At 34.2% G+C, this 13,642-nt stretch carries 13 protein-coding genes and 1 other RNA gene; 5 read left to right on the plus strand and 9 right to left on the minus strand.

Features of this window, described 5'->3' with window-relative positions; translation table 11 throughout:
* Positions 1 to 147: 147 nt before the first annotated feature.
* The 7 genes from RM706_RS09685 to RM706_RS09715 form a co-directional block, all read right to left on the minus strand.
* Entirely contained in the window at positions 148 to 816 is a 669-nt protein-coding gene (locus RM706_RS09685) for a response regulator (RefSeq protein WP_311350861.1), read from the minus strand.
* A gap of 18 nt (positions 817 to 834) precedes the next feature.
* Complete coding sequence (locus RM706_RS09690; RefSeq protein ID WP_311350862.1) at positions 835 to 2,922, minus strand: tetratricopeptide repeat-containing sensor histidine kinase; 2,088 nt, start codon at positions 2,920 to 2,922, stop codon at positions 835 to 837.
* Positions 2,923 to 3,022: 100 nt separating this feature from the next.
* The gene (locus RM706_RS09695; protein ID WP_311350863.1) at positions 3,023 to 3,163 is read right to left on the minus strand and encodes a hypothetical protein; all 141 of its coding nucleotides are present in this window, start codon (positions 3,161 to 3,163) and stop codon (positions 3,023 to 3,025) included.
* 150 nt (positions 3,164 to 3,313) lie between these two features.
* Positions 3,314 to 4,045, minus strand: a complete 732-nt coding sequence (locus RM706_RS09700; RefSeq protein ID WP_311350864.1) for a LytR/AlgR family response regulator transcription factor — start codon at positions 4,043 to 4,045, stop codon at positions 3,314 to 3,316.
* Positions 4,046 to 4,151: 106 nt separating this feature from the next.
* Entirely contained in the window at positions 4,152 to 5,705 is a 1,554-nt protein-coding gene (locus RM706_RS09705) for a hypothetical protein (RefSeq protein ID WP_311350865.1), read from the minus strand.
* A gap of 5 nt (positions 5,706 to 5,710) precedes the next feature.
* On the minus strand, positions 5,711 to 6,097 hold the full coding sequence (locus tag RM706_RS09710; RefSeq protein WP_311350866.1) for an acyl-CoA thioesterase: 387 nt from the start codon (positions 6,095 to 6,097) through the stop codon (positions 5,711 to 5,713).
* Positions 6,097 to 7,146 carry a glutaminyl-peptide cyclotransferase gene (locus RM706_RS09715; RefSeq protein ID WP_311350867.1) on the minus strand — a complete coding sequence of 350 codons (1,050 nt, stop codon included), beginning with the start codon at positions 7,144 to 7,146 and terminating at the stop codon, positions 6,097 to 6,099. Before RM706_RS09715 ends, RM706_RS09710 begins: the two co-directional genes overlap by 1 nt.
* A 90-nt stretch (positions 7,147 to 7,236) precedes the next feature.
* Between RM706_RS09715 and ffs the strand changes: the two genes are divergently transcribed.
* From ffs to fsa, 3 genes are all read left to right on the plus strand, one after another.
* Positions 7,237 to 7,335: signal recognition particle sRNA small type (gene ffs, locus RM706_RS09720), an RNA gene on the plus strand.
* A gap of 50 nt (positions 7,336 to 7,385) precedes the next feature.
* The gene (locus tag RM706_RS09725; protein ID WP_311350868.1) at positions 7,386 to 8,192 is read left to right on the plus strand and encodes an SDR family oxidoreductase; all 807 of its coding nucleotides are present in this window, start codon (positions 7,386 to 7,388) and stop codon (positions 8,190 to 8,192) included.
* Between the two features lie 39 nt (positions 8,193 to 8,231).
* A complete protein-coding gene (gene fsa, locus RM706_RS09730) occupies positions 8,232 to 8,888 on the plus strand; it encodes a fructose-6-phosphate aldolase (protein WP_311350870.1) in 657 nt (218 codons plus the stop codon).
* Positions 8,889 to 8,924: 36 nt separating this feature from the next.
* Here the strand turns inward: fsa and RM706_RS09735 are convergent, their stop codons facing one another.
* Positions 8,925 to 10,346: a transaldolase gene (locus RM706_RS09735; protein WP_311350871.1), complete on the minus strand. Its 1,422-nt coding sequence runs from the start codon at positions 10,344 to 10,346 to the stop codon at positions 8,925 to 8,927.
* Positions 10,347 to 10,504: 158 nt separating this feature from the next.
* On the opposite strand from RM706_RS09735, the gene RM706_RS09740 reads away from it, so the two are divergent.
* Positions 10,505 to 12,133, plus strand: coding sequence for an ABC-F family ATP-binding cassette domain-containing protein (locus tag RM706_RS09740; RefSeq protein WP_311350873.1), 1,629 nt, complete (start codon positions 10,505 to 10,507; stop codon positions 12,131 to 12,133).
* Here RM706_RS09740 and RM706_RS09745 read toward each other — a convergent pair whose 3' ends face one another.
* Positions 12,134 to 12,853, minus strand: a complete 720-nt coding sequence (locus RM706_RS09745) for a hypothetical protein (RefSeq protein WP_311350876.1) — start codon at positions 12,851 to 12,853, stop codon at positions 12,134 to 12,136.
* 222 nt (positions 12,854 to 13,075) lie between these two features.
* Here RM706_RS09745 and RM706_RS09750 point away from each other — a divergent pair, with 222 nt between their 5' ends.
* Positions 13,076 to 13,642, plus strand: a complete 567-nt coding sequence (locus tag RM706_RS09750) for a fasciclin domain-containing protein (protein WP_311350878.1) — start codon at positions 13,076 to 13,078, stop codon at positions 13,640 to 13,642.

Genomic DNA, 13,642 nt, shown 5'->3' on the forward strand with positions numbered 1-13,642 from the left:
AGGCATACTGCATGAAAACCACAAAAAATTTGTGGTTTTGTCTAATTTCGAATCAAATTATGTTAAATTTATGTTAAAAATAAATTTTAAACTTGGAATGCTTAAATTCAATACTGAATAGTCTTTTTTCTAGCCTGAAGTGATTGTTTAAATAAAGCCCCTATTTTTTGCTGCAACAATAAGTGCTAAATCATTCTCTTTTTCGGTGCCAAAAATAGATTTTAAGTGTCTCTTTCGGTTTTCAATGGACGAGTTAGAAAGTTCAATATATTTTTCAAGATCTTTAGTTTTTGTGCCTATAGATAAATGGTACAAGATCTTTTTGTCATTGGCATCTAAAGTAATGTCATTAGACATTTTCTTTCTAATCGCGCCCAAAGCCTTTGAAGAATAATACGGAGGATCAAAAATTACAGTTTTTACCGCTTGCTCTAAAGATTTGGGGTCAATATCTGTTTTGACCATATAGCCGTCGGGATCAACCGATTTTAATATGCTATTAATTCTATAGTTGTCACTAAACGACGACATAAAAATAATTTTTGATTCGGGTATAAGCTTGCGAGCTAGTATACCTAAATCTTCACCATTATGCGGTTGCTTTTCATTTGGTGGAAAAAGTTGAACATCTAAAAAGATGATATCGTATTTAAAAGAATGTAAAGAATCTTCTATCTTTTGTTTACCGGCATCATAGGTGTTCGCAGTATCAACAATGATATTATAATCTTCAAAAACAATACGTTCAAGAATAAACTTATACCCTAACATGGTCATTTCATGATCATCGACAGCTAAAATTCGAAGGGTTTTCATACACAATATAGTTAGATGTTATACTTCTTGAACTGTTTTACGTGATATGTGCGGTTTTGGATTATCTAGATCTACTCGTTCAACAGGAAATTCAATATTGATTTTAGTGCCTTTATTAGGAATACTATTAACTTTTAGCGATCCATCTATTTTTTTAACACGAGAAATAATATTCTTTAAACCAATTCCCTTTTTTTCTTTAGTACTATCAAATCCAATTCCATCATCAGCTACAGTTAAATTTAACATTTTTTCTGATGATTTAAAATTTACTTGAATGTTTTTACATTTTGAATGTTTGATACAGTTTTGTAAACACTCTTGAACGATTCTATAAATATTGATTTTAGTATCTCCATTCAGTATGTCCCACGCGTAGCTTTTGCTATAGTCAAGTTCTATATCTGCTTCGGTAGATTTTTTAACTGTTTGTATCAGTTCTTGAATTGAAATCATGAATTCATGAACCTTTTCATAAGCAGATTCGTTCAATTCATGCGATATTGTACGAACTTCTTCTTCAAGTTCTTGTAATTTTTGAATGAGTTCGGCTCGTTGTTCAATGGCCTTCTCATCTGCCCGTTCGTTCAAACCGCTCAAGATCAAACGAATTCCCAGCATTTGGCCCAATATGCCATCATGTAGCTCTTCTGAGATCCGTTTCTTTTCAGTCTTTTTACCTTCTTCGAGTTTGCCATGCTGTGAGAGCATCAAGTTGTAGATTTCTTGATTGCTGTTTTGCTCTTTTTGTTTGAACTTTAGTTTTTGATTACTAATACGTTGTGAGACAATGATAAAAATACCAATACCCAGCACCAATAGAATAAGGCTAATAGCTGAATAAAGTTGTTTTTGTTTGGCGAGGGCCTCGTTTTCTTCAATGATTTCATCGGTTTCCATACGTATTCGGGCAAACTTATCTTGTATAGCGCGTTCTTTCTGCTGTAAGTCTTCAGTTAAATTAAAATAGGCTTTGGCATAATTAGCACTATTTTTTTTATCAAGGGTGGTCAATAGCTTTAAAGAACTTAATAAACGATCATTGTTGGTAGTTTCTTCTGCGATATCTTTTCCTATCAATGCTTTTTTGATAGCACCAAGGGTATCATGTTTACCTGCTAAAACTTGGGCATGGTATTCATAATTACGAGCTTTAGAATAGGTATCACCAATACTATCTAATATTTCGTTGGATCTTTTAAACGCCCTTTCAAACCCCTCAAAATCTTGGGCGCCACTTTTAAAATCAGCGAACGTCCGGCTGCTCAATACTTTAGCATAAAGCTCTGGGTTTTTCAGCAATAAACTGTCCTTTTGTTCTAAAGCGCTGTAGAGTTCATAGGCTTTTTTAAAATCCCCTTTTCTTAAATAAATAAATGCAATATTATTTTCATTCATCAACTCATACCGGTACTTCCTATTGCTCCTTGCATAACGAATGTAGCTTTTAGCCTTTTGATGATATTCCAGCGCTTTGTCAAATTTATTTAAACCATTCTGTGCGATACCTAATGAATTATAGGTAACAAAGAGTCTATCCCTTGTCTCTACCTTGTTAAAGTAATCTATAGCTTCTATGATGTCCTTTTCAGCGCCTACATAATCTTTGATAGCATCTTTTAAATTGCCAATATCTAGAAGAATGGCTCCAGGATAATGACTAATTGAAGCATCTAATTCTTCCATATTGGAAAAAATGCCGTAAGCTTCTTGCAGATGATAATAGGCACTATCAGGCTTTGCTTTTTTATAAAAATCGGCTAAATCCCAATGTGCGAGCCCATGTGATTCTTTTTGGCCTAATGCCTTGGATAACTTTATGACCTCTTTGCTGATTTCTTTAAAGAGAATGGAATCTCCTGTGGTCAAAGCAGCAAAGGATATTTCAAATAATGAATCTGGGTTGTTTTTTTTTGTTAGATCGATGGCCTTATCAAAAAGATTGATTTTTTGAGAAGTACTTAAAGTAGTGCTGTCTCGGGCCCATTTCAACCAAATTTCTGTACTATCTGTTGGGACTACACGGGCTTGAAAAATGTTTAGGGGCTGATATCCAAAACCTTGAAGAAAAAAACATAAAAATATGAGTAGTGCCCCAACTTTCATAACTGCAGTTTACACGGTTTTGTAACGCTTTACCTACATACAAGATACAAAAAAACCCCAAATGTTAACATTTGGGGTTTTAGTTTTAATATTATGTTTTTTAATTTCTTGCGCTTTCAGTTACTTCACCATCACCAGCATTTATAAATAATTCTTCTTGATCTGCCATACTTTCTGCTTCACAAGAAACAAAACCTAATGTCATTACAGCTACAGCTACTATACTCAATACTTTCTTCATGTGTCTAAAATTTTAATTTTTGTGATTTGATTAGTTTTCTTTAATTAATTGCAATGTAAAGACATGCTTTGCAAAGAGCGGTTCTGAGATAGCTAAAGAAGTATTTGTAAGAAAAGTTTTAGTAGAAGGATGGGTTTTACTAGAATTTGATTAATTCGCTGCGTCAATTGAATTTTTTGAAAGCATACTTTTTAAATCATCAACACGATTCTTATATGACTTTGAAAATGGCAATTGATTTTCAATATTTCTTATTGTACAGGTAGATTTGCCATAATTAATGCGAGAAACATATTTAACATTTAGAATATAGCTCTGATGAATTCGAATAAAGTTTTGAGGTAAGGTTTCTTCGAATGACTTTAACGTTTTAAAAGCACTAATTTTACTGCCGTCATTCATAAAAAAATCGGTAGCATTATTGTCCGCCTTTAAATATAGAATTTCGTTAGTATTTATATAATGATAGTCACGATAGGTTTTTAAGCAAAGCGTGGTAGGTATGGTCTCTTTTGGTACTTGTTTGCGAATTTTTAAAATGGTCTTTCTAATTTCAAACTCGGTATTTGGCAACAACCAATAATCAAAAAAGCCATTTTTTATGGCATGATACGCATGGTCTTTTGTTTTTGAGACTGCAATCAGCAGCGGAATATTGTGGAGGTACTGATGCAGTTCACTGATCATTTGAAAATACTCACCGGCTTGTGCTCCTAAATTAATGATGACAACGTCCGGTAGAAACTTGAGTATTTGGTTTTGTCCATCGCTCGTGTTAGCTGCTGTACTAGCGCATATGAAGTCAGGATAATCTTGCAGGTGTGCCTGTAACTGAAGACTAGCTGTGGCATTTGCATCAATAATGGTATACGTATAATCCATAGCCCCAATAGATTATGAGCAAATTACTAATGCATTTTAAAAGTACGTTGCATTTTTTCCACAAAAAAACTATGGTTTTTCCGCAATAAAATGTGAGTTTACTAATTTATTGCTCTACTATAAATTCATAAGCACCGATGTCGGGTAGGGTAGTTCTAAGATTTCCCAATATATCATCTGGTACGTTCAAAGCTGTATTTAAATCACCTAAATCTAATATCTCGGCATTTGCTTGAATTTTAAAGAGGTTATTTCTTGGGTCTTCAAAATCAGTATTTTGGTTTAAAAAAATAGTTTCAAAAAAGGCAATGTCACTAAAATCGAAAAGAGGGTTTTCGGCAAAATCACCGTTGATATCATCAAACTGAATGGAACAGTTCAAAAAATTAAATTGAAACGTGTTAGTTGTATTGGAAGATAATAATAACTCTATATTTCTATTGCCATCTATAATACAATTTGCGAAAGAGGCACTTTCTAAATCGGCACCTGTACTAGATCCATCAGCAAGGGTAATATAATTATCTATGTACAGGGCCGGGGCATTTCTAAACCCATTTACCCAATAATTAGCTATTGTACAATGCTTAAAATTATAATTGCCACCAAGGTTACAGTATAACGATATAGATCCTGAATTGCCAAAAACGGTATTTTCGGCACTTATGTTCGCTGTTCTTGACCAAAGATTGGTTGTGGTGCTATTGTATAGTTGGCTATTGTTGATAGATAGGGTAGAAGCGGTATTGTTTTCGTCTCCTTCCACCAATATACCTACGGTAGCATTTTTTAGGGTCAGGTGCTCAATTTGATTGTTGACACTACCAGCAGTAATCCAAATAGTGCCCCACTGCCCTGGTGTATCCGCGAATTCTGGTTCTAATCGATCACCTTCAAAAATGACTTCGTTTTCAAGCTGCATTTGGTCTTCACTCAAAGCACCATTTATTTCTATAGCGGCATTAGGGCTTACAAGTATGCCCGAATCTTTATGAAAGTGTACCCTTGTACCAGCTTGCATTGTTAGGGTTTCGCCTTCTGGAACGGCTGCATAGCCGTAAATAACATAAGGCTTTTGATTGTTAAAGTTAAGTTCACCACCATCTAGAAAAAAACCTTCAATTCTTATCTCATTTTGATCTTCATCTAAACCTAAGAGCAGCGTTTCTTTAAATCCGTTTTCTAATCGTTCCGGATATAAAAAAATAGCATCTTTAACCAAAGTGACCAATTCAACAGTTTTAGTAGTTCCTGTATTTTCAAATTGAATAGCATCTGTATGTAAAAATTCATTCTGCCCTGTTTCAGCGATGTCAAAAGTGGTCTCGATAAAAATGAACATACTGTCTTTTGCCAAAATAGGAACATCATTAAACTCTTTTCCTGCCAAACCATCAACATTTAGACGGTATTTGCTTTGCTGGCCATTTTTTAAACCAATAAACGGAATGACAACGTCTTTATTCTCTCTATTATATACCTTAAGGGTATAGGTGCTGCTACCAATATTGGTGAAAATGGTATCTAAAAAAACAGTGTCTTTTGAAAATTCTAAATTTCCGGATGAAGTCTTAAAATCAAAGTCTTTTCGACAAGAAGCTAATCCAATGAAAAATAGGACTAGTGCAAAAAGAATATAAATTTTTAAACTAGCCTTCATTGTTATTAAAATAGGTTTTTAATGGAATCAGGAATTCTGACCGGCTTCATGCTCACAGGGTTTATCAAACACCAATCCGTTTCTGAAGTAACCACTAGTTTAGCGGCTTTATTGTCTTTTATGATTACCCTTCTTACAGAAATTGGGCCTTTAGAGTTGATGATTTCAGTTTCTAGCAGCAATTGATCGTTCAGCTTTGCCGCGCTGTGATAGATAATCGAATGTTTTCTCACTACCCAAACAAATTGTTTTTGTAGCGATTCATCAGCTTTGTACTGCCAATGTTCTTTTGATATTTGTTGGATCCAATCTAAATACCGCACGTTGTTAACGTGTCGCAAGTCATCCAAATCTTTTTCAGTTACGGTTAACTTAATGGAGTAGGGTAGCATTATTCTTTTTTAAGTATTTCTACTTCAAAAAGTTTGTTCCAATTTTTACCAGTAACAAAGAAAGTTTTTTTAGTCGGATGATACGCAACCCCATTCAAAACCGAGTTTTGCTCATCCCAATCTTCAACACTTTTATCAACCAATTTTTTTAAACCGCCAAAATTGATTACCCCTTCAATGGCCCCAGAAGTAGCATCAATGATCATCATACTTTCTTTGCCATATACATTGGCGTATAGTTTACCATCAACATATTCAAGTTCATTTGCTCTATTAAAAATGGACTTATTGGTAACAATTTCAACATAACCGGTCTCGACTAGTGTTTCAGGGTCTAGATACCATATCTTTTCAGTACCGTCACTTTTAAATATTTTTTCACCGTCATTGCCAAGGCCCCATCCTTCTTTACTTTTGCCATAAGTGAAGCTTTCAATTTTATCAAAAGAGGTTTGGTCGTACACATACCCGATACCACTTTGCCAAGTAAGTTGGTATATCTTATTGTTCATCAAAGTAATCCCTTCCCCGAAAACGGAGTTATCTAATTGAATGTTATCTAAGACCTCACCAGTTTTATAATCTACTTTACGCAATGTTGATTTACCCTTTTTGCCAGTACTTTCATATAAGGTGTCACCACTAAATTCAAGTCCTTGCGTATAAGCTTTATCGTCATGCGGGTAAGTATTGATAATATTATAAGTATATATTTCAGGTGCTTTACTAGACAAGACCTTGATATTCTTTGAAATTTCTACGGAGGTATCGTCAAAGTCAATTTTGGCAATGAGTTTTTTACTACCCAAACTTTGAATGTCAAAAGTTATTTTTTTATCAATTTTCGGTAGCACTTTTCCATCGATACGATATTCAATGGCATCAATGGTTTTATTCTTTTTGTTTTTTATTGCAATACCAACCGATTGATTTTGTTTGTACTTATTTTTGTTCCCTTCTAATTGAATGTCAAAAAGTTGGGTAGCATCATTGGTTCCGGCACAAGCCCCAACTAAAACTATGGCAATCAGTAGTACGTAAACCTTCATTTTTTGCATACTTGTTTTTAACTTAAAATCATGACCAAATTAAGGATGTAAACCGATTGTGACAAATTTAAAAGGTCGTATATTTGCCTTTGGCAAGTCCTACACGACCAGCTCCTGCAAAATCCCCCAGGGTGGGAACGCAGCAAGGGTATGCGGTCGTAGCGGTGCGATGTAGGTAGCTTGCCTTTTTTTGTACCTAAAAGTGAACGGTTTGACCTCACTTTTTTTTACTTTGCATTATGAATAAAAAAGTAGTTTTGATAACAGGCGGCTCATCTGGTATAGGTAAAGCTACAGGTATATTTTTGAAAAGTAAAGGGTTCACCGTATACGGAACTACAAGAAGTTTAGACAAGCATAAAGATTTTGCGGATTTTCAGCTTTTAGAGCTTGATGTGAAAGATGATATATCCGTAAACAATGCTATCCAGACTATTTTGAAAAATGAGGAGCAAATTGATATTCTGATCAATAATGCAGGAGTTGGAATTACTGGTCCTGTTGAAGAAACCCCAATCGTAGAAATCAATAAAGCATTTGATACGAATTTCAACGGCCCTATTCGCATGGTACAAGCGGTCTTGCCTCAAATGCGAAAGCAACAATCTGGATTGATAATCAACATAACCTCAATTGCAGGATATATGGGATTACCTTTTCGCGGAATCTATTCCGCTACCAAAGGGGCTTTAGAACTTGCAACCGAAGCTCTGAGAATGGAGGTAAGAGAATTCGGAGTTAAGATTTCTAATCTTGCTCCTGGCGACTTTGCTACCAATATCGCTGCTGGACGCTATCATTCTCCTGTCTTAGATAGTTCGCCATATAAAGCCTATGGCAAATCATTAGATCTAATTAATGAAGATGTCAATAATGCCAGTAATCCGATTGAAGTGGCCAAAAAAGTATTGATGATCATAAATACCACTGATCCCAAAGTTCATTATAAGGTTGGAAGTTTTATGCAAAAATTTTCACTTATATTAAAGAAAATATTACCTGACAAACGTTACGAAAGACTACTTTTGAAACATTATAAATTGTAGTTTTATAGCACATAAGAACATTAAAAATAAAAGTACGACATGAAGTTTTTTATTGATACCGCCAACTTGGAACAAATTAAAGAAGCCCAAGAACTAGGAGTTTTAGATGGAGTAACCACAAACCCCTCTTTAATGGCAAAAGAGGGCATAACAGGTGAACAGAATATTCTTAAGCATTATGTTGATATATGCTCTATAGTTGAAGGTGATGTATCTGCAGAAGTAGTTTCCACTGATTTTGATGGAATGGTGAAAGAAGGCGAAGCACTGGCCAAACTTCATGACCAGATTGTCGTCAAAGTTCCGATGATCAAAGAAGGTGTAAAAGCTTTAAAATACTTTTCAGATAAAGGTATTCGAACTAACTGCACATTGGTTTTTTCTGTTGGCCAAGCATTATTGGCTGCCAAAGCTGGTGCAACTTATGTTTCTCCTTTTCTAGGACGATTAGATGATATTTCTACTGACGGACTAAACCTAATTTCTGAGATACGACTTATTTATGATAATTATGCTTTTGATACTCAAATCTTAGCGGCATCTATACGTCACACAATGCATGTAATTGATTGTGCAAAACTTGGGGCTGATGTTATGACTGGCCCACTTTCATCTATTGAAGGGTTATTAAAACATCCACTCACAGACATTGGCTTAGCTAAGTTTTTAGCGGATTATCAAAAAGGCAATTCGTAAGAAATATTTTTTTAAAAACAGGAAGGCCTTGGTGATTTATTTAACTACCAAGGCTTTTTTAGTTTTATTAGGAGAGAATGAATAGTATAAATTGGCAAAAGCATCAACTATCAGGGTGTCTTCCGTAATGACACACTTGTTAAGACCATCGACTATTAAAGATTGCTGTATATGTTCAAAATCATTACCCCAATATTGATTAAGGGTATCAAGCTGATGTTCATGGACCATAGCCAGCCACTGTGGTTTACTAGTCTTTAAATTGATACCAACATAGGTATATTCCGGATGACTTTTGCGTAATTTTTTAATATGCTTTGAAACGTTTCTGAAATGCCTCTTTTGTGTGGCCGTCCAAAAGTAAAAGACAGTATTCTTGTCTTTGGCTATTTCCTTTAGCGAAGTCTCTTCTCCAACGCTGTTTTCAACAAGCAAATCAGGAATCTCTTTTTTTGCTTGTAGATTTTTTATGCCAAAATAAAGATTTGTGATTTCATCTTTATGGTGTTGATTTTTAGATAATTTTTCAAAGTCGGCAATAAAACTATCGCAGTCTTTTGATGATTCATGTACCTTTAACAAATAGTCCATGGTAACATTTCTAAATAGATTGTCACGCAAATCCTGCTCTAAAACTATGCTATCAATCAAAACCATTTTATGGCGATTGAGGTGTAAATGATTTTTATTGGCAAGATGTGCATCCATTCCGCACTGTTTCATACATGCCATATAAGACAGATTTCCAAAATGATTGATCATGAAATCGTAATAAGGCCTAAAATAAACCAAATCGGCATTGTTAACGTTCAGGTTATCTCGATAGGCATAAAATTTCGAATCTAAATCATGAAAAGTATCTTCACCAGTTTTCTTCTTATGATAGAAAGGGTATTTTTCTTTATATAAGTAACTATTGTAATCAATAGAAGCCTTAGCCATTGCGAAAGCATTATCTGATAATTCTTCACCGTCACTTAAACTATTAAGTTCGTTTATTTTTTGACTTCTTAAAGAATCTATTTTATTGCTAAAATCCTCAGGAGCTAATTTGTAATAACTATAAATCAAATGTTCTTCATCTTCGTAGTTCAAGAACATTTCTATCATAAAATTATTGACATCTTCGTTGGAACCAGAAAAAACCAATGATTCATCGAAAGCAACCGTATTTAAACGGACCAAAATACTATCTCCTTTTTCTAAAAATATATATTGTAATTCAGGAGAATGATCAAAATGGTGAAGTCCTTCATCAATGTTTTCAATGGTAAATGAAAATCTATTGCTTTCGTCTAACTTTGCAGAATCTAAAACAATATCATTCTTATAAAGAACAACATAGTTGCTAGTTGGGTTGACGATTTCACCAGCAAAATATGTGGATTGTGATGAGTTTGATTTTTCATCACATGCATAGAAAGAACCAATAATAAGAAAAAGTAAAATTCTTCTCATATACCTATTTAGACCAACAAAATTAAGAATCGATTAAAACCTTGGCTGTTAATAGCGAGTTAAATGTTGTAAAAGCCAATCTAAAGACATTTAATGGTCTCTTTGTTGTTGGGAACAGTGTCAATTTTAACTATTTTTGCAAAAATTATACATACAGCATGCTTTCGGTATCTAATTTATCAGTTCAGTTTGGAAAAAGAGTCTTATTTGACGAGGTCAATGTCGCATTCACAGATGGTAATTGCTATGGCATTATTGGCGCAAATGGTGCTGGTAAATCTACATTCTTAAAGATTCTGTCAAAAAAACAAGAGGCAACATCAGGGCAGGTTCACCTAGAACCGGGCAAGAGAATGTCTATTTTAGAGCAAAACCATAATTCTTATGATGAATTTACAGCATTAGAATCTGTGGTTATGGGCAATAAGCCCTTGTTTGAAATTAAAAAAGAGATAGACGCGCTATATGCTGACTATACCGATGAAAATGCAGATAAGATAGGAGAGCTTCAAGTACAATTTGAAGAAATGAACGGTTGGAATGCGGATAGTGATGCAGCAGCCTTGCTTTCAAACTTAGGGGTAGGCGAAGCATTGCACTATACCATGATGGCTGATTTAGACTCTAAGTTAAAAGTAAGAGTACTCTTGGCTCAAGCGTTATTTGGTAACCCAGATGTTTTAATAATGGATGAGCCTACTAATGATTTGGATTATGAGACCATAAGCTGGTTAGAAAACTTTTTAGCCAATTATGACAATACGGTCATCGTAGTTTCTCACGATAGGCATTTTTTAGACGCAGTATGTACGCATATCGCTGATATTGATTTTGGAAAAATAAATCTTTATTCGGGCAACTATACGTTTTGGTACGAAAGTAGTCAGTTGGCACTACGCCAAAGAGCGCAACAAAATAAAAAAGCTGAAGAAAAAGCAAGAGAACTGCAAGAGTTTATTATGCGATTTAGTGCCAATGTTGCCAAAAGTAAACAAGCGACTTCAAGAAAAAAGATGCTTGATAAGCTAAAAGTAGATGATATCAAACCATCAAGTAGAAGGTACCCCGCAATCATATTTGACCGAGAAAGGGAAGCTGGAGACCAAATATTAAATGTTGAGAAACTATCGGCTTATTCTGATGATGGTGACCTTCTTTTTGATAATATTGATATCAATTTGGCTAAAGCTGATAAAGTAGCGATAATTTCAAAGGATTCGAGAGCAACAACTGCTTTTTATGAAATAGTTTCAGGAGTTAGAACTGCAAGTTCAGGTTCTTTTCAATGGGGGGTAACCACGACCCAATCTTATTTACCAGTTGATAATGAGCAGTATTTTGATGAAAGTATGAACTTAGTTGATTGGTTGCGACAATGGACTAAAACCGAAGAAGAACGTGAGGAAGTTTATGTCAGAGGTTTTTTAGGTAAAATGCTTTTTAGCGGAGAAGAAGCTCTTAAAAAATCAAATGTCCTTTCAGGTGGCGAAAAAGTGCGATGTATGCTGAGCAGAATGATGCTGTTACGAGCCAATGTTTTAATGCTTGATGAACCTACAAACCACTTAGATCTTGAGAGTATTACCGCTTTTAACAATTCACTTAAGAACTTCAAAGGTACCGTTATGTTGACCACTCATGATCACGAATTTGTCCACACTGTAGCCAATAGAATAATCGAATTGACTCCAAAGGGCGCTATTGATCGTTATTTGTCATTTGACGAATATATGTCTGATAAGTCTATTAAAGAACAACGAGAAAAAATGTATTCCGTTCCGGTTTAATTAGGCATTAAAGTACTTACTGTTCCAAATTGCTGGATTAAAGTTTTTCCCTAAGGCAAATCCATAAAAAATCACAACAGCAGCAATTGATTTGAACATAAAAAAGTATACAATCCAAAATTCGGCAGTCGAATCTGATTTAGAAAACAATCCATTAGGAACTGCAAGTGTTGCAAAATAACTTATAATTAATGTGGTAATGGTCAGGTTTACGATTCCTTTAAATGGCCACACCAATATTTTTCTTAAAGGGTGTAAATCGTTGCCCCATTTATGTATGAGGTAAAAATAGCCATTACCAATAGGCGCAAAAAGTAGAGGGTCATCTTTGTCTTCTAGTTTGAACAACTTTGAAGGGGCCATAATCTTAAAACCATTGATTTGAATATCATGATTCTTTTCAAGTTGTTTGATTTTTGAAAAGGCGGTTATAGGAATTTTTCCTTTAAAATATTTTGTATCCAAAAAACGTAGTCTGTAATCTGTACAGATTTTTTCAATTTGATCAATATAGAAAACTCGTGATGTTTCCAGTAAATTTAAATCAAAATTGTTGCTCAAACACTTAGATTTTTGACTCAGACGTTTTTCAATATCTAATTCTTTAAAGGTCTCCTGTTCGAGAATTTGATGTACCTCATTCAGAATAGTATTGGTCGAAATAGATTTTGACTTGACACGTGAGAGTTCACGTTCAATATTCGTTTTTTGTAAAAACATTTTTTCTTTTTTAGCAATTTTCTCAAAGTTAATTAAATCCTCTTTGCATTATAAAGAGTGATAAAATTGAGACATGTTAAATAAATGTTAATTTCTTTGAACTGCATACTCAAGATGTAGTCTATCTTTTGTAAAATGTTAACTTACCGAAGTTTTAGGTATTTCATCGATTTAGAACAATAGAAATCTTAGAACAGCTCCAAACTATACTGAAACACACTAATGAAAAGTTCCCTATTACTGACCTACTTTATATCGTGTTTTCTTTTATCAAATACTGTTTTTTCGCAAAGTAAAAGTTTAACAACCTTACCTTCAGTTATTTACCTCTCAAAAGATAAAACGATAATTCAAAGTACAAGTGATTCTGATAATCATAGAATTCTGTCGAAGGCCGTTAAAGCTGCTGATTTGGAAGACACATTAGGTCAAAGTGGTCCTTTTACAATTTTTGCACCTTCTGACAGTGCTTTTTCAAAATTCTCAAAAGATGAGTTAGATGAGCTTTTTCTTTCTGATAATAAAAAACAGTTAAAGGCATTACTGAAATATCATATTGTTGCGGGCAACTTGACTGCATCAAAAATTTTAAGAGCATTATGTAGAGGTGAAGGAAAAGCTTCTTTTACAACTGTTCAAGGTGCAAAAATCAATGCTAGTATGATAGGCACAGATATTATACTAACAGACAGTTTCGGAAATTCAGCCAAGATAACCACAGCAGATGCCAATCAAAGTAATGGCGTTATCCATGAAATTGATAGTGTAATACTTCCTTCAAAAATCTAA

The organism is Croceitalea rosinachiae, assembly GCF_031846445.1.
In the GTDB taxonomy this organism is placed as follows: Bacteria; Bacteroidota; Bacteroidia; order Flavobacteriales; family Flavobacteriaceae; genus Croceitalea; species Croceitalea rosinachiae.